The organism is Flavobacterium sp. (assembly GCF_040402895.1).
In the GTDB taxonomy this organism is placed as follows: domain Bacteria; phylum Bacteroidota; class Bacteroidia; order Flavobacteriales; family Flavobacteriaceae; genus Flavobacterium.
The window spans coordinates 27,315-44,997 of sequence record NZ_JBBALR010000006.1 but is presented as its reverse complement, the minus strand read 5'-3'; the positions used below and the strand labels follow the sequence as shown (position 1 = coordinate 44,997).

The window sequence follows — 17,683 nt, the reverse complement described above, 5'->3', positions numbered from 1 at the left end:
ATGAACATACAAAATGCACAACTTGACGTTGATAATTGGATAAAAAATCATGGTGTTCGCTATTTTAACGAATTAACCAACATGGCGCAGCTTACAGAAGAAGTAGGTGAAGTAGCTCGAATTATAGCCAGAAGATATGGTGAACAATCAGAAAAAGAATCCGATAAAAATAAAGATTTAGGCGAAGAATTAGCAGATGTAGTGTTTGTAGTTTTATGTTTAGCCAATCAAACCGGAATTAATTTACAAGACGCTTTTGATAAAAAACTCGATCTAAAAACCAATCGCGACCACGACCGCCATCAAAATAATGAGAAACTTAAATAATGGTGAATGGTGAATGGTAAATTGTAAATTTGAATGCAATAAATAATTCATAAGAAAAGAATGAGTGAAAATATAATTAAGTCTAAATCATTTAGTTTTGCATTACGAGTTGTTAAATTATACCAATTTTTGAATCAAGATAAGAAAGAATATGTATTGAGTAAACAACTTTTAAGAAGCGGCACCTCAATTGGTGCTATGGTTCGAGAATCTGAACAAGCAGAAAGCCGACTAGATTTTATTCATAAATTAGCAATAGCCCAAAAAGAAGCTAATGAATCTGATTATTGGTTAGAATTATTATATCAATCTGATTATTTAAATGTAACTCAATTTCAATCTTTGAAATCAGATATAATTGAAATTAATAAGATTTTAGCTTCAATTATTATTACAACTAAACAAAAAATAGGAAAAAAATGAACCTATTGTTACATTCACAATTCACAATTCACAATTCACAATTAAAGTTGATGGGTTCTAAATCAGAAACCAATCGTTTGTTATTGTTACAAGCGTTATACCCAAATTTACTTTTAGAAAATCCATCTACTTCCGATGATTCTGAAGTTATGATAAAAGCCTTACATTCACCATTCACCATTCACCATTCACCATTAATTGACGTTCACCACGCCGGAACGGCCATGCGATTTTTAACTGCCTATTTTGCTATTCAAGAAGGTTTTGAGGTTTGTCTTACAGGTTCTTCTAGGATGAAAGAAAGACCAATTCAGATACTAGTTGATGCATTAAATGAACTAGGAGCGGAGATTTCGTATCCAGAAAAAGATGGGTTTCCACCATTAAAAATCAAAGGAAAAAAGCTAACAAAAAGTAAGGTTTCACTTCCAGCAAACGTGAGCAGCCAGTATATTTCTGCCTTATTGCTAATAGCGCCAAAACTAGAAAATGGATTGGAACTAATTTTGGAAGGAGAAATCACATCGGTTTCTTATATTAATATGACATTAGCGTTATTAAATGAAATGGGTATAGAAACATCATTTATTGAAAATAAAATTATTGTAAAACCACAATTCACCATTCGCAATTCACAATACACCATTGAATCTGATTGGTCATCTGCCTCTTATTGGTATTCAAATATTGCACTCTCTGAAATTGGCACACAAATTACCTTATCGAGTTTTAAAGAAAATAGTATACAAGGCGATTTTGCTTTAGTAGAAATATATAAAAATTTTGGGGTAGAAACGGTTTTCCATGACAATCATTCAATAACCATTTCAAAAGTCACCAATAAATTTCAAAAGTCATTCAATTTCAATCTTCAATCGTCTCCCGATATCGCACAAACTATTGCAGTAACTTGTTTTGGATTAGGAATCAGTTGTCATTTAAAGGGTTTACGCACGCTTAAAATTAAAGAAACAGACCGACTTGAAGCTTTAAGAATCGAATTAACTAAATTGGGTGCAATAATTTCTGTTTCCAATGATTCACTAACTCTTGAAAAATCAGAAAATGTTAACGCAAACATAAGAATTTCTACTTATCAAGATCACAGAATGGCAATGGCTTTTGCTCCTTTAGCTTTAAAAGTGCCGATTGTAATTGAAAATGCTGAGGTAGTTTCAAAATCGTATCCTACTTTTTGGGAAGATTTTAAGCAATTTGGATTTTTATTAGAAGAAAACGAATCGGATTAAACATCGTCATCCAAGTACATTTTTCGCACGCGTTTAAATAATTCACTTGAATATACAAAGTCAGTAACAGCAGCATTATCGGTTTTAAAAATTTCTTTATTTGAGCCCTCCCATTCAAGTAAACCATTTTTTAGAAACACAATTTTTTCTCCAATTTCCATAACAGAATTCATATCATGTGTGTTAATTACGGTTGTAATATTGTATTCTCTGGTAATTTCTTGAATTAAATTATCAATTACAATTGCTGTTTTTGGGTCTAAACCAGAATTAGGTTCGTCACAAAATAAATATTTTGGATTATTCACAATTGCTCTTGCAATCGCCACACGTTTTTGCATTCCTCCTGATATTTCCGAAGGTTTTTTATGGTTAGCATTAATTAAATTTACTCTATCAATAACAAAATTTACTCGTTCTTTAATTTCTGAAGGCGATTTATTAGTAAACATTTTTAATGGAAAACCTATATTTTCTTCTACTGTCATGCTGTCAAACAAAGCGCCTCCTTGAAAAACCATACCAATTTCTGTACGAATGTCTCGTTTTTCATCTTTATTTAACTCTTTATAAATACGATTATCGAACGAAATATAACCGCTATCAATTTCATGAACGCCTAATAATGATTTTATAAAAACTGTTTTTCCTGAACCACTTTGACCAATGACTAAACTGGTTTTTCCAGCTTCAAAACTTGTTGTAATTCCTTTCAGAATCATTTGATCGCCAAAACTTTTTTGAATGTTATGTACTTCAATCATTAGCTTAAAAGTAATTGAGTTAAAATATAGTTCATTAAAATAATTACTACTGAGGTCCAAACAAACGATACTGTACTTGCCTTACCCACTTCCAAAGCACCACCTTTCATATAAAAACCATGAAATGAGGGTATTGTAGCTAATAAAAAGGCAAAAACTAATGTTTTAATAAACGCATAGGCAATATGAAAGGGAATAAATTCTTTTTGAATACCTGTTATAAAATCGGTACTTGAAGTAAAATCACCATAAACACCTGCTAAATAGCCCCCAAAAATTCCCAAAAACATGGCAATTCCAATTATGAAAGGATATAATAATGCAGCAATCATTTTTGGGAAAACTAAATAATTTAGCGCGTTTACACCCATTACTTCTAAAGCTTCTATTTGTTCCGTAACACGCATAGAACCGATACTTGAAGTGATAAACGAACCCATTTTACCAGCCATAATTATCGAAATAAAAGTAGGAGCAAACTCTAATACAATCGATTGCCGTGTTGCAAATCCAATTAAATTTTTTGGAATCCAAGAACTGGTTAAGTTCAATGCCGTTTGAATAGCCACAACACCACCTACGAAAAAAGAAATAAAACAGACAATTCCCAAAGAATCAATAATCAAATCGTCTATTTCTTTTAGGATAAGTTGTTTCATCACAGACCATTTTACTGGACGACTAAACACCTCTTTCAGCATAATGAAATAACGGCCAATTTGCGATAAATATCTGATGAGCATCATTTATTCAGGTACGATTTATATGTTATAGTATTCAGTAAAAATACTATTTTAATTTTACTTTAAAAGTTTATAACAACTTTTCTTTCATTTTTTTCCATCGGTATTTTCTAATCCAATTGGCTTGTTCTGGACTAACAAATAAAGGTTTCCCTGAAGATTTTGCTTTCCAAAAACCCAAAATATAATCGATAAATAAAAAGGGTTTTCCTTTTCTTGAAGCTAACTTTAAAGAAGCAATTGCAGTTATAAAAAATCCATATCCCAAGCTGTAAAACGCTTCGCCTTGTTTATATCTTGCAGCTTTAGTATAACTGGCTCCAGTTGGTTTTAGATGCTTTACATGTAAGCTTTCATCGGTAACAATTTTCCAATTGTAAAATTTACATAATAATTCATCTACAGTATCCCAACCCATAGCGGGTTTTAATCTCCCGATTTGCTCATACGTTTCTTTTCTATACGCTTTTAAGGCACCTCTAATATGGTCTTTATCGGTTAAATTTTCTAAAATCCAATCCCCATTTTTTTCAATATAGCAAAAGCCTCCTGCCATTCCGATTGTTGCATCCGATTGAAAATGATTTATAATCGTTTCGAAATAATTAATTGGAAAAATCAAATCGGCATCCACTTTTACGATAATATCGTATTGATCATCAATATGTTTTTCGCCTTCTTGAAACGCTTGGATTACTTTGCTTCCCGGCAGATGAATGGCATCCGATTTTTTGTTGACTAAAGTAATAAATGGAAATTTTATGGAAAAAGAAGTAACAATTTCAGCAGTTTTATCTGTAGAATTATCATTTACTACAATAATTTTCGACGGCAAAACGGTTTGCTCTACCAAAGATTGTAACGTTAATGCCATAAATGCTTCTTCGTTGTAGGCGGGAATGATTATGTAGTATTTCATATTGAAAATTCCAATTTTAAAAATTCCAAATTCCAACTTAAATTGAAGGATAATTTGGGATTTGGGATTTATATTTTGGGATTTCGTTCCGCGTAAACCAAATAATACCTCGGAGTAAAACACCTCAATAATGGCCGGAAACCAATTTTCTTTACGGGATGTGTAAATTTGATACTATCAATAATTTTAAACCCTGTTTTTTCTAATAACCAATCCAATTGCCAATCTTCAAATTCGTGGTAATGTCTATCCCATTTGTCTGTTTTGCTTCGGTATGCCGATGAAAACCACAAGCGTAAGGGAATAGAAATTAAGATTTTATCACATTTTACATTTTTTAAAATGGTATAAGGGTTTAATAAATGTTCGAAAATTTCAAATCCTGTAAATACATCGTAATTTTCTTCTCGTAATGCAGTTTGATTGGTATCTAAATCTTCTCCTTTTGTATTGATAACGGTGTACTTATTTTCTATCATAATTTTTGATAAAGGATTAGGAATACCTAAATCAAAAATAGTTTCTGACGTTGAAATATGCTTTTTTAAAAATTCTAAAGTAATATTGAATCGTTTACTAGGATATGTTTTTTCGTACATTAATCTAATCTTGAAGGTGATTTATAATTGCAAAATTAACGATAAACACGAAATATTTATCAATAAATATAAAAAATATTATAATTGATATACGATAGCATTAATATTCATTCCGGCTCCAACCGATGCAAATAATATGATGTCGCCTTTGTGAATTTCCTGATTTTTAATTTTTCCTTTTAATATCGAATCATATAATGTAGGCACTGTGGCTACACTGGAATTTCCTAATTTGTGAATGGTCATTGGCATAATCCCTTCGGGTACGTTTTTATCGTAAAGTTTGTAAAATCTTTGAATAATGGCTTCATCCATTTTTTCATTGGCTTGATGAATTAGAATTTTTTTAATCTGATCAATTTTAACTCCACTTGTCTCTAAACAGGCAGCCATTGCTTTTGGAACATTGCTTAGTGCAAATTCATAAATTTTTCTACCATGCATTTTTATGTATCTAACATTTGGGTCGAGTGCTTTGTTAAATGAATTGCCAAAAAATAAATAATTTGCTTCGTCATACGTAAAAGATGCCGATTCATGAGCTAAAACACCTCCATTTTCATCACTAACTTCAAGTATTGTAGCACCTGCGCCGTCTGAATAAATCATGGAATCTCTGTCGTGTGGATCGACTACTCGAGATAGCGTTTCAGCACCTATGATTAGACATTTTTTAGCCATACCGGCTTTTATAAATGCCGTAGCTTGAATCATACCTTCTACCCAGCCAGGACACCCAAAAAGCAAATCGTATGCTACACATTTAGGGTTTTTTATACCTAAATTATGTTTTGTTTTTGAAGCTAAACTAGGTAACATGTCTCCTTGTATGGCCCCTTTTTTTACATCTCCAAAATTATGAGCAAAAATAATATAGTCTAAAGTTTCAGGATCGATATTGGCATTTTCTATGGCTATTTTTGCGGCTATTGTTGCCATATCTGAAGTTTGAACATCAGCAGGGGCATATTTACGTTCTTCAATTCCGGTAATACCATAAAATTTTTCAGTGATTACGTCGTTTGATAATGGAAACGCAGTACCGTCTTCATTTAAAAAAATATGAGAAGAAAAATCGATATTTGATACTGTTTCTGTTGGAATATAACTTCCAGAACCTGTTATTTTTATTGTCATTTTTTAAATTTATTATAGTTTAAAAATGCGTAAATCTTTTTTTTAAATATCTGATTTTATTATTTATTAACTAATTTTATACTAAAATACTAAATTGAAATTCAAAAACATCTGAACAAATCGTAAATTAATTAATTATTACGAATATGTTAAAAAAAATGCATTTTATTGTCAATTTCAGAATTAATTAAAATTTTATTTTCAGTTTAAAATTTCAAAAAAAAATCTCAAATTCACAAAATCGGAATTTGAGATTTTATTGTTGTTTGTTTTTAGACTACTTAAATCGTAAATCTAAAATCGTAATTTGACATTACATATACGCTTCAATAGGCGCACATGAACAAACTAAGTTTCTGTCGCCATAAGCTTCATCCACTCTTCGAACGGTAGGCCAAAATTTATTCTCAGCAATATATTCTAATGGAAACGCGGCGGCTTCTCTTGTGTATGGGAACACCCATTCGTCTGAAGTAACCATAGCTAACGTGTGTGGTGCATTTTTTAAAATATTTTGAGTATCTTCTTTTGAAGAAGCATTTATTTCTTTACGAATAGCAATCATTGCATCACAAAAACGATCTAATTCTGCTAAATCTTCAGATTCTGTTGGTTCAATCATTAGCGTTCCTGCTACTGGGAAAGAAACTGTAGGGGCATGGAAGCCATAATCCATTAAACGTTTTGCAATATCTGTTACTTTAATTCCATTATCTTCAAACGCACGACAATCTAAAATCATTTCATGAGCTGCTCTTCCCATTTCACCCGAATATAAAATAGGATAATGCGCTTCTAAACGCGCTTTCATGTAATTTGCATTTAAAATGGCGTGTTTTGTTGCATTTGTTAAACCTTCTGCACCTAACATACAAATGTATCCATACGAAATTAAGCATACTAAAGCCGATCCGTACGGCGCTGCTGAAATAGCAGTAATGGCTTGTTCACCACCAACCTTAACAATTGGGTTAGATGGTAAAAAAGGTACTAATTTATCGTTAACACAAATTGGTCCTACACCCGGTCCGCCTCCACCATGAGGGATAGCAAATGTTTTGTGAAGGTTTAAGTGACAAACGTCGGCGCCAATAGTAGCTGGATTGGTTAAACCTACTTGCGCATTCATATTGGCACCATCCATATATACCAATCCGCCATTTTCATGAATGATATTAGTAATTTCAATAATTGAACTTTCGAAAACACCATGAGTTGAAGGATAGGTTACCATTAAAGCCGCCAAATTATCGGAATGTAAAATAGCTTTTTCTCTTAAATCTGCGACATCAATATTTCCTTCTGGAGTAGTTTTTGTTACAATAATTTCCATTCCAGCCATAGCTGCTGAAGCAGGATTTGTTCCGTGTGCCGATGATGGAATTAAACATACCGTTCTGTGTTTATCACCACGAGATAAATGGTACGCACGAATGGTCATTAAACCAGCATATTCACCTTGTGCACCAGAATTAGGTTGTAATGTGGTACCTGTAAAACCAGTTACTTCATTTAATTGTTGTTCCAGTTTTTTAAGCAGGGTTAAATAACCTTCCACTTGATCAAGCGGTGCAAATGGATGTATATTATTCCAATTTGCCATTGATAATGGCAACATTTCGGCAGCAGCATTTAATTTCATGGTACAAGAACCAAGTGAAATCATGGAGTGGTTTAAAGCTAAATCTTTACGTTCTAATTTTTTAATATAACGCATCAACTGACTTTCCGAATGATTGTTGTTAAATACATCGTGTTGTAAGAAAGTTGATTTTCTAATTAAATTTTCTGCTATAACAGTAGTTTCTACTAATTCTGTAATAGGTTCAAATGTTTTTTCTTTAGCTTCAGCGAAAATAGCCAGAATCTGATTAATATCAGAAATTGAAGTAGTTTCATTGAATGAAATTGAAATTGTATCGGCATCAATATAGAAGAAATTTACTTCCTGTCTTTCTGCAATGGCTTTTACTTTTGCAGCATCTGCTTTTACATTTATGGTATCAAAATAGGAAGTATTCGTTTGATACACACCAATTTTGTTTAAAGCTTCTACTGCCGTGTTAGCTGAATTATGTACTTTATTTGCAATGTATTTTAATCCTTTAGGCCCGTGATAAACCGCATACATTCCGGCCATAACCGCTAATAAAACTTGTGCGGTACAGATATTTGAAGTAGCTTTTTCACGTTTAATATGTTGTTCACGTGTTCCTAACGCCATACGTAAGGCGCGGTTTCCGTTTACATCAATTGAAACGCCAATAATTCTTCCTGGCATCGAGCGTTTGTATTCATCTTTTGTAGCGAAAAAAGCAGCATGAGGTCCGCCGTAACCCAATGGAATTCCGAAACGTTGTGAAGTTCCTACCACTACTGAAGCGCCCATTTCACCTGGAGGAGTTAATTTTGCTAAAGATAAAATATCTGCAGCTACGGCTACTTTAATTTCATTTTCTGTTGCTTTTGCTATGAATGTAGTATAATCATGAACTTGTCCGAATTTTCCTGGATACTGAAGAATTGCTCCAAAAAAGTCTGATGAAAAATCAAAAGTTTCATGATTTCCAACTACTAATTCAATATTAAGAGGTGTAGAACGGGTTTGTAAAACAGATAATGTTTGTTGTAAAATTTCTTCTGAAACAAAGAATTTAGAAACATTATTTTTCTTTTGATCTCTTGTGCGTACATCAAATAATAAAGCCATTGCTTCAGCTGCAGCTGTAGATTCATCTAACAAAGAAGCATTTGCAATTTCCATTCCAGTAAGTTCTATAACCGTAGTTTGGTAATTTAAAATAGCTTCTAAACGGCCTTGTGCAATTTCTGCTTGGTAAGGCGTGTAAGCGGTGTACCAACCCGGGTTTTCAAAAACATTTCTTTGAATTACTGCAGGAACAATTGCTGGATGATAGCCTAATCCAATATATGATTTGAAAACTTTATTCTTTTTACCTAATTCTTGAATATGATTTAAATATTCATATTCAGTCATTGGTTTTGCCAAATTTAGTTCGTTTTTTAAACGAATATCTGTAGGAATAGTTTCGTAAATTAATTGATCTACTGAATCTACTCCAATAGTTTTTAACATGTGGTTTAGGTCGTTTTCACCTGTTCCAATGTGTCTTAAAGCAAAAGCATCTGTTTTCATGTATATATAAAAATAGGTTGTGTTTAAATTTGAGTACAAAAGTAATTATTAATCTGCTAAAATTAATTGCTTTTTAGTTGATTTTTTTTAATTTTTATCAACTAATGTAGCTTGTTATTAACACTTTGATTATTTTTGTTGAATGTTAGTTTTTAAACAAATTCTCGATTTTTACATCAAAAGCAGTTTGCATGTTGCTTTTGCCATTTTTTCCTTTGTTAAAGTCGTAGAACTTTCGTTAAACATTTCTTCTAACGTATTTTTAGAAGCAGCTATTTTTTCTGGAAGTGTTTTGGGGTATACGGTTTTAAAATATTATGAATTTTGGAAATATACTAAGTTTTCATTAAATAAAAATAAATTCATTTTAGCAATTACAACAGTTGCATTTTTGACTTTTGTATTTTGTTTTTTTCAATTGAAATTTAGTTTTCAAATCGCATTTTTACAAATCTTTTTTTTGGTTGTAATGTATCCGTTTTTAAGAAAATTTTGGTTTTTAAAAATTGCAATTGTAAGTTTTTCTGTAACGTTTGTTGTAGGTTATATTCCAACGTTAGATACAAAAATGTTGTTTTTTTACGATACGATTTTACAAGTGAAATTATTTTTTTTGATTTGTGCCTTGCTTATTCCATTTGAAATTTATGATTCACAGCAGGATCCACTAACCTTACAAACGATTCCTCAGAAATTTGGTATACAAAAAACTAAATATCTAGGATATATGTTTTTAGTTGTTTTTTGTTTGTTTAGTTTGCTATTACAATATGAAATTTTAGATTTCGTAATAGCAATAGTAATTGGATTTTTTATTCAATTTTCTTCCACAAAAAACAACAAGTATTACACTAGTTTTTGGGTAGAAAGTATTCCTATTTTGTGGTGGTTGTTGGTTTTGATTTTTAGCTAAATCAACCCAGCTCTTTTTAGCAAAGCATCTGCACTTGGTTCTTGACCTCTAAATTTTTTGTAAAGCGTCATTGGGTGCTCGGTTCCACCTTTTGACAAAACATTTTCTTTAAATTTGGTTGCGACTTCTTTATTGAAAATGCCTTTTTCTTGAAAATATGCAAACGCATCGGCATCTAAAACTTCTGCCCATTTATAGCTGTAATATCCAGAAGAATAGCCACCTTGAAAAATATGAGAAAAGGAAACACTCATGCAATTTTCTGCAACATCTGGAAATAATGATGTGCCGCCCATAGCTTGTTTTTCAAAAGCTTTAATGTTATCAATCTGTTGGTTTTTCCCATGATATTCCATGTCTAATAAGCCAAAACTTAATTGGCGTAAGGTAGCCATTCCTTCTAAGAAACTTGCCGATTCTTTAATTTTCTCCACATATTCTTGTGGAATAATTTCGCCCGTTTCATAATGTTTTGCAAATAAAGCTAATGCTTCCGGTTCGTAACACCAATTTTCCATTACTTGAGACGGCAATTCTACAAAATCCCAAAACACTGAAGTTCCCGAAAGGCTAGGGTAGGTGGTGTTTGCTAACATGCCGTGCAATCCGTGTCCGAATTCATGGAATAAAGTGGTGACTTCATTAAATGTCAATAAAGAAGGTTTTGTAGCTGTCGGTGGCGTAAAATTGCACACATTAGAAACATGTGGTCTTTCATTTGTTCCTTCTTTAATATATTGCGGTTTAAAAGAGGTCATCCAAGCGCCATTTCTTTTGCCTTTTCTTGGAAAGAAATCGGTATAAAATAGCGCTACTAAATTTTTATTTTCATCTAAAACTTCGAAAGTTTGTACATCGGAATGGTATTTATCAATATCAAAAACTTCGTTAAAGGTAATTCCGAATAGTTTTTCTGCAATTGTGAATGCTCCGTTTAACACATTTTCTAATTTGAAATACGGTTTTAAAGCTTCATCATCTAAATTGAATAATTTTTGTTTCAATTTTTCTGAATAATAAGCGCTATCCCATTTTTCTAATTGTTCAATTCCATCTAATTCTTTTGCAAATGCAGCTAATTGCTCGAATTCTCTTTTAGCAGCGGGTTTGGCTTTTTCTAAAATATCATGTAAAAAAGAAAGTACTTTTGTTGGGTTTTGCGCCATTCGTTCTTCTAAAACAAAATGCGCATGTGTTTCGTATCCTAATAAATTAGCACGTTCATGACGAAGTGCTACAATTTTTTTAGTAATTTCTTCGTTGTTGTATTGGTTATTTTGAAATGCTTTTTTACCAAATGAAACCGCCATTTCTTTTCTTAGTTCTCTCTTATCAATGTAAGTTACAAATGGCATATAACTAGGAAAATCTAAGGTGAATATCCAACCCGTTTTGTTTTTAGATTTAGCTAAATCGGCAGCAGCTTCTTTAGCTCCATCGGGCAACCCTTTTAAATCGTCTTCAATAGTAAGATGTAATTCAAAATTATTGGTTTCTGCTAAGGTATTTTCACCAAAGGTCAATTGCAATTGTGCTAATTCGGTATCAATTTCTCTTAATCGTACTTTTTTATCATTTGAAAGTAACGCTCCATTTCGAGTAAAACCTTTATATTTTTTTTCTAATAATGTAGCTTGTTCTGTTGTTAAATTTATACCGGTTTTGTTTTCATAAACGGATTTTACTTTTTTAAATAAATCTTCGTTTAATGCTATGTCGTTTCCAAATTCTGTAAGCAAAGGTGTAACTTCTTGTGCAATTTTTTGCATTTCATCTGAAGTTTCCGCAGCATTTAAGTTAAAAAAAATAGACGATAATCTATCTAAATTTTCACCGGCAAAATCTAATGCTTCGATTGTGTTTTCAAAAGTAGGTGTTTCAGAATTCGTAATTATGGCATCAATTTCGGCTTTTGCTTTGCTGATATTTTCAATAAATGCGGGTTTGTAATCTTCTAATTTTATTTTAGAAAAAGGCGCCGTATTGTGTTTGGTATTAAATGTTGAGGTTAGTAATTTCATGTTATTTATACGATTAACCCTGTCAGAGTATATAACTAAGACAGGGTTTTTATGATTTTTTTATGTTTATTTTTTCAATTCAGATGCGGCTTTATTTACCGCATTTTTCAAACTTTCTTTATAAAAAATAATTTTATCTAATACGCATTTATCTGCACTACCAATAATTTGTGCGGCTAATATCCCAGCATTTTTTGCACCGTTTAAAGCTACTGTTGCCACAGGAACTCCGCCAGGCATTTGTAGAATAGATAGAACAGAATCCCATCCATCAATAGAATTGCTAGATTTTACGGGTACTCCAATTACAGGAAGCGGACTCATAGACGCTACCATTCCTGGTAAATGTGCTGCACCGCCTGCACCAGCAATAATTACTGAAATACCACGAGTGTGCGCATTTTTACTAAAATCGAATAATTTTTCTGGAGTTCTATGTGCTGAAACAATATCAACTTCGGTTTCAATATCAAATCCTTTTAAGATATCTATGGCTTCTTGCATTACGGACATATCCGAAATGCTTCCCATTATAATGGCTACTTTACTCATAAGTTATATTTATTTAACACAAATTTCACTAATTACTCTAATACTATTCTTTACTTCTTCGGCAATTTTTCTGGCTGCTGTCATATCTTCGTTTACAATCGTAACATGTCCCATTTTTCTGAATGGTCGGGTTTCTTTTTTTCCGTAAATATGAGGTGTCACGCCATCAATTGCCATTATTTTTTCAATGTTTTCGTAAATAACGGGTCCAGAAAAACCTTCTTCCCCTACCAAATTTACCATAATTCCGGCAACTTTACTATCTGTATTCCCTAAAGGTAAATTTAACACCGAACGCAAATGGTTTTCAAATTGCGACGTATAACTTGCTTCAATTGTATGATGTCCTGAATTATGGGGTCTTGGTGCTACTTCATTAACTAAAATATCATCTGATTCTGTTTGAAACATTTCTACAGCTAATAATCCTACGTGATCAAATGCTTTCGAAACTTGTAAAGCCGTTTCAATTGCTAATTGTGCCACTTTTTCATCAATTCTAGCAGGACAAATTACATATTCTACCTGATTGGCTTCTGGATGAAATTCCATTTCCACTACAGGATAGGTTTTTACCTCGCCATTTGCATTTCGGGCAACAATAACGGCTAACTCATTTTTAAAGGGCACCATATCTTCTGCAATGCATTCTACTTCAGGTAAATGTAATAAATCCATTGTAGAACGACAAATTTTTACGCCATTTCCATCGTATCCAAATTGGGCGCATTTCCAAACAAAAGGAAATTCTAATTCGTCTTTTTCTAGCGATTTTTTCAAATCATTTAAATCTACAAATCTTTGATGTTTAGAGGTTGGAATGTTATTTTCTACATAAAAATCTTTCTGTTTTCCTTTATTTTGAATTAAACGCAACGTTTTAGGTGATGGATAAACAAGATGACCTTCCTCTTCTAATTTCGCTAAAGCGTCTAAATTTACATTTTCAATTTCAATTGTTATGGCATCACACATTTTACCAAATTGGTACACGGTTTCATAATCTAACAAACTTCCAGTGAAAAATTTAGTTGCGCCAAATTGCGCTGGTGCTTCTTTGCTTGAATCTAAAACAAGAGTAGTAATGTCGAATTTTCGGGTTTCGGTAATTAGCATTTTGCCTAGTTGGCCGCCACCTAAAATTCCTAATTTATAATCTGAAGAAAAATAATTCATTAGTTGTTAGTGTTGTGATTGTGCAAAGATACTAATTTGAATTTGTTTCGCAATTAGCATTTATTTTAGTTTTCGTAAAATATCTTTAGCTGCAGCTTGATATGCTGCGGAATGTTTAAAATAATCTTGTGAAAGTATGGTTTTTAAGTCTTCATTAATCCAAGGGTGTTTTTTTCCGAAAAGGAATAAAGTTCTCATAGAATAGACTTTTGTAGCTACTTTTTTATCCTGAATTAGCCAATCAAAACAGGTTTCAATAATTTTTGTTTCATGGCTTTCGGAAAGTTTTATAGTTTTCGATTTGGATAAAAACATACATATTTTAGAAATTGGTCTGTTGGTAGAATCGTTTTTGTAGTAAGCAATTTTTGCTAAAAAATCATCTAAAAAAGGTAGAATTAGTTCCAGTTGGATTTCAAAAATTAATTCTAATGACCAACACGCTTTAATATGAATTTTGTCTTTTTCGTTCAGCGCAATTTCAATTAATAATTGCAGTTTTTCCGGATTTTGAAGTATATAATCACGAATAAATTCTCGATTTAATCGATGTGCCGTACTCTCTTCTATAAGTTTATAAAAAGCTAAATTCATCTTGTAAAAATAATCATTTTTTAAAAAAACACTTAATAATGATTTTTTTATGTTTAATAGTTTGTAAATTTGTGGTTTATTTTAACTCTAACAACACAATGATTAATATTGTTTTATTCGGAAAACCAGGCGCTGGTAAAGGAACACAAGCAGAATTTTTAAAAGAAAAATATACGCTAACACATTTATCTACAGGTGATATTTTTAGATTTAATATCAAAAACGAAACGGAATTAGGTCTTTTAGCGAAAACATATATGGATAACGGCGATTTAGTGCCAGATTCAGTAACCATTCAGATGTTACAAAGTGAAGTAGAGAAAAACAGTCAATCACGAGGGTTTTTGTTTGATGGTTTTCCAAGAACAATTGCACAAGCAGAAGCATTAGATGCTTTTTTAACGTCTAAAAATGAAGAAATTACGGCTACAATTGCTTTAGAAGCAGACGATGAAATTTTAGTAAAACGTTTGTTAGAAAGAGGTAAAACTTCTGGAAGAACAGATGACCAAGATGAAGAAAAAATCAGAAATAGGTATCAAGAATATAACGAAAAAACAGCGCCTTTAATGTCGTATTACGAGGCACAAGGAAAGTTTTATGCTGTAAACGGAATTGGTTCTATTGAAGAAATCACAGAGCGATTAAGTACAATAATCGATAAATTATAAGTATATTGCATTTAATTCAACTTTATAAAAATTGGAAATAGTCATAATATTCTTGTTGATACTGCTCAATGGAATTTTCTCCATGTCAGAGATCGCACTCATATCAGCAAGAAAAAATAGGTTAGAAACCGCTGCCAAAAAAGGCAATACGAGTGCAAAAACAGCTTTAGATTTAGCCAATTCACCAAACAAATTTTTGTCAACGGTACAAATTGGTATTACCTTAATTGGTATTTTAACAGGTATTTATTCTGGCGATAAAATTACAACTGATGTTGAAACATTTTTTGCCACTTATTCTATTACTTTTCCTTATGCACATTCATTAGCAGTTGGAGTTGTAGTTGTTGTATTAACTTTTTTCTCTTTAGTTTTTGGTGAATTATTACCTAAAAGAATTGGGCTAAATTATCCTGAAACCATTGCTAAGTCTGTTGCCGTTCCAATGAAAGTGATGTCTATTGTTACGGCTCCATTTATTTGGTTATTAACTACTTCTACAGATTTTATATTAAAAATATTTAAGATTAAACCAACCGCAGATGGTAAGGTTACCGAAGAAGAAATAAAAGCCATTATTAAAGAGGGGACTGAGGTAGGAGAAGTGCAAGAAATCGAGCAAGATATTGTGGAACGCGTATTTCATATTGGCGACAGAAAAGTTAATTCTTTAATGACGCACAGAAAAAGCATTGTTTATCTGGCTTTAGATGAGAGTTATGAAGAGTTAAAAGCAAAAATTTTAGATGAATTACATTCTGTATATCCTGTTTGTAATGAAAATTTGGATGAAGTTATTGGGGTAGTATTACTAAAAGATTTATTCGCAAATATTGAAAAAGGCAATTTCGATTTACAGAAAATCATGATTGAGCCTGTATATTTTATTGAACATACATCAGCTTATAAAGCGTTAGAAAATTTTAAAAAGTCTAAAATTCATTATGCTTTAGTTACAGATGAATATGGTGTTTTTCAAGGAATAATTACATTAAATGATATTTTAGAAGCTTTAGTAGGTGATGCAGCTGATTTTTCGGATGAAGAATATCAATTACTAACAAGAGAAGACGGAACTTGGTTAGTGGATGGCCAATATTCATTACACGATTTTATGACCTATTTTGACTTAGATGACATGCTCAATGATTATGAAGTAACTACAGTTAGTGGATTGATTATTACAGAATTAGGAAATATTCCAAAACAAGGCGAAAAACTAATATGGAATAAATTAGAATTTGAAGTAATAGATATGGATGGTGTTAAAATTGATAAAATACTAATAAAAGCTATTACAGAATAAATCTACTCGCACAGTTACAGCCTGTTAAAAACTGATAAAGTACAATTTACAATAGTTTCAGTTAGTTCTATTTCTGAAAACTAAAAAAAAATAAAATGACTGAAGGAAATTTCGTAGACTACGTAAAAATATATGTTGCATCTGGTAAAGGCGGGAAGGGCTCCTCTCACTTGCACAGAGAAAAATTTATTGAAAAAGGTGGTCCAGATGGTGGCGATGGTGGTCGTGGAGGTCATGTGATTATTAGAGGGAGTAAAAATTTATGGACCTTGTTTCATTTGAAATTTTTACGACATGTGAAATCGGGGCATGGTGGAGATGGAGGAAGCAGCAGAAGTACCGGACATGATGGGGAAGATAAGTTTATAGAAGTCCCATTAGGTACAGTTGTAAAAGATAAAGAAACAGGCGAAATTTTATTTGAAATTACTGAAGATGGAGAAACTAAAATTTTAGCTCGTGGCGGAAAAGGAGGATTAGGTAACTGGAATTTTAGAAGTGCCACCAATCAAACCCCGAGATATGCGCAACCTGGAATTCCAGGAGAGGAAGTGGATGTAATCTTAGAATTAAAAGTGCTTGCCGATGTAGGTTTAGTTGGATTTCCGAATGCTGGAAAATCGACTTTATTGTCTGTATTAACGTCTGCTAAACCCAAAATTGCGGATTATGCATTTACTACTTTAAAACCCAATTTAGGAATTGTAGCTTACCGAGATTTTCAATCCTTTGTAATTGCAGATATTCCTGGAATAATTGAAGGAGCCGCAGAAGGTAAAGGGTTAGGACATTATTTCTTAAGGCATATCGAAAGAAATTCTACATTATTATTTTTAGTTCCTGCAGATGCGGATGATATTAAGAAGGAATATGAAATTCTTTTAGACGAATTAAGACGTTACAATCCTGAAATGCTTGATAAAGACAGATTGTTGGTAATTTCTAAATGCGACATGTTAGACGACGAATTACAAAAAGAAATGAAACAACAATTAGATACAGAATTAAAAGGGCTTGATTACCTATTTATTTCTTCAGTAGCACAACAAGGACTTACAGAATTGAAAGATAAATTGTGGAAAATGTTGAATGTTTAACATTTTTTTCATTTTTTTTTATATTTTTGAAACT

The 17,683-nt window shown here is 32.0% G+C and carries 17 protein-coding genes; 7 read left to right on the top strand and 10 right to left on the bottom strand.

Annotation, left to right across the window (positions count from 1 at the left end; translation table 11 throughout):
• Genes ABWP60_RS06765 through ABWP60_RS06755 form a run of 3 tightly spaced genes read left to right on the top strand, consistent with a single transcriptional unit; the run spans position 1 to position 2,000 of the window.
• Positions 1–327, top strand: a complete 327-nt coding sequence (locus ABWP60_RS06765; protein ID WP_353150350.1) for a nucleotide pyrophosphohydrolase — start codon at positions 1–3, stop codon at positions 325–327.
• Between the two features lie 60 nt (positions 328–387).
• Positions 388–750, top strand: a complete 363-nt coding sequence (locus tag ABWP60_RS06760) for a four helix bundle protein (protein WP_353150347.1) — start codon at positions 388–390, stop codon at positions 748–750.
• Positions 747–2,000 carry a 3-phosphoshikimate 1-carboxyvinyltransferase gene (locus ABWP60_RS06755; protein ID WP_353150344.1) on the top strand — a complete coding sequence of 418 codons (1,254 nt, stop codon included), beginning with the start codon at positions 747–749 and terminating at the stop codon, positions 1,998–2,000. The genes ABWP60_RS06760 and ABWP60_RS06755 overlap by 4 nt, the downstream gene beginning before the upstream one ends.
• Here the strand turns inward: ABWP60_RS06755 and ABWP60_RS06750 are convergent.
• The 6 genes from ABWP60_RS06750 to gcvP form a co-directional block, all read right to left on the bottom strand.
• Positions 1,997–2,764 carry an ABC transporter ATP-binding protein gene (locus ABWP60_RS06750; protein WP_353150341.1) on the bottom strand — a complete coding sequence of 256 codons (768 nt, stop codon included), beginning with the start codon at positions 2,762–2,764 and terminating at the stop codon, positions 1,997–1,999. The genes ABWP60_RS06755 and ABWP60_RS06750 overlap by 4 nt on opposite strands.
• Positions 2,764–3,510 (bottom strand): MlaE family ABC transporter permease, encoded by a 747-nt coding sequence (locus ABWP60_RS06745; RefSeq protein WP_353150338.1) that lies wholly within the window; start codon positions 3,508–3,510, stop codon positions 2,764–2,766. Before ABWP60_RS06745 ends, ABWP60_RS06750 begins: the two co-directional genes overlap by 1 nt.
• A gap of 67 nt (positions 3,511–3,577) precedes the next feature.
• Positions 3,578–4,426, bottom strand: coding sequence for a glycosyltransferase family 2 protein (locus tag ABWP60_RS06740; protein WP_353150335.1), 849 nt, complete (start codon positions 4,424–4,426; stop codon positions 3,578–3,580).
• Between the two features lie 68 nt (positions 4,427–4,494).
• Positions 4,495–5,025, bottom strand: a complete 531-nt coding sequence (locus ABWP60_RS06735) for a class I SAM-dependent methyltransferase (RefSeq protein ID WP_353150332.1) — start codon at positions 5,023–5,025, stop codon at positions 4,495–4,497.
• 78 nt (positions 5,026–5,103) lie between these two features.
• Positions 5,104–6,162, bottom strand: coding sequence for a 3-oxoacyl-ACP synthase III family protein (locus ABWP60_RS06730; protein ID WP_353150329.1), 1,059 nt, complete (start codon positions 6,160–6,162; stop codon positions 5,104–5,106).
• 313 nt (positions 6,163–6,475) lie between these two features.
• Positions 6,476–9,319, bottom strand: coding sequence for an aminomethyl-transferring glycine dehydrogenase (gcvP, locus tag ABWP60_RS06725; RefSeq protein ID WP_353150326.1), 2,844 nt, complete (start codon positions 9,317–9,319; stop codon positions 6,476–6,478).
• 142 nt (positions 9,320–9,461) lie between these two features.
• On the opposite strand from gcvP, the gene ABWP60_RS06720 reads away from it, so the two are divergent.
• Positions 9,462–10,232 carry a hypothetical protein gene (locus tag ABWP60_RS06720; RefSeq protein ID WP_353150323.1) on the top strand — a complete coding sequence of 257 codons (771 nt, stop codon included), beginning with the start codon at positions 9,462–9,464 and terminating at the stop codon, positions 10,230–10,232.
• Here ABWP60_RS06720 and ABWP60_RS06715 read toward each other — a convergent pair.
• The 4 genes from ABWP60_RS06715 to ABWP60_RS06700 form a co-directional block, all read right to left on the bottom strand.
• A complete protein-coding gene (locus ABWP60_RS06715; protein WP_353150320.1) occupies positions 10,229–12,253 on the bottom strand; it encodes a M3 family metallopeptidase in 2,025 nt (674 codons plus the stop codon). The genes ABWP60_RS06720 and ABWP60_RS06715 overlap by 4 nt on opposite strands.
• Before the next feature lie 66 nt (positions 12,254–12,319).
• Positions 12,320–12,805, bottom strand: a complete 486-nt coding sequence (gene purE, locus ABWP60_RS06710; RefSeq protein WP_353150317.1) for a 5-(carboxyamino)imidazole ribonucleotide mutase — start codon at positions 12,803–12,805, stop codon at positions 12,320–12,322.
• Between the two features lie 9 nt (positions 12,806–12,814).
• On the bottom strand, positions 12,815–13,981 hold the full coding sequence (locus tag ABWP60_RS06705; RefSeq protein ID WP_353150314.1) for a 5-(carboxyamino)imidazole ribonucleotide synthase: 1,167 nt from the start codon (positions 13,979–13,981) through the stop codon (positions 12,815–12,817).
• Positions 13,982–14,041: 60 nt separating this feature from the next.
• A complete protein-coding gene (locus ABWP60_RS06700) occupies positions 14,042–14,575 on the bottom strand; it encodes a HEAT-like fold family protein (RefSeq protein ID WP_353150311.1) in 534 nt (177 codons plus the stop codon).
• Positions 14,576–14,673: 98 nt separating this feature from the next.
• Here ABWP60_RS06700 and ABWP60_RS06695 point away from each other — a divergent pair, with 98 nt between their 5' ends.
• From ABWP60_RS06695 to obgE, 3 genes are all read left to right on the top strand, one after another.
• Complete coding sequence (locus tag ABWP60_RS06695; RefSeq protein ID WP_353150308.1) at positions 14,674–15,246, top strand: adenylate kinase; 573 nt, start codon at positions 14,674–14,676, stop codon at positions 15,244–15,246.
• A gap of 31 nt (positions 15,247–15,277) precedes the next feature.
• Positions 15,278–16,552, top strand: a complete 1,275-nt coding sequence (locus ABWP60_RS06690) for a hemolysin family protein (RefSeq protein ID WP_353150305.1) — start codon at positions 15,278–15,280, stop codon at positions 16,550–16,552.
• Positions 16,553–16,647: 95 nt separating this feature from the next.
• Entirely contained in the window at positions 16,648–17,649 is a 1,002-nt protein-coding gene (obgE, locus tag ABWP60_RS06685) for a GTPase ObgE (RefSeq protein ID WP_353150302.1), read from the top strand.
• The last annotated feature ends 34 nt before the right edge of the window (positions 17,650–17,683 follow it).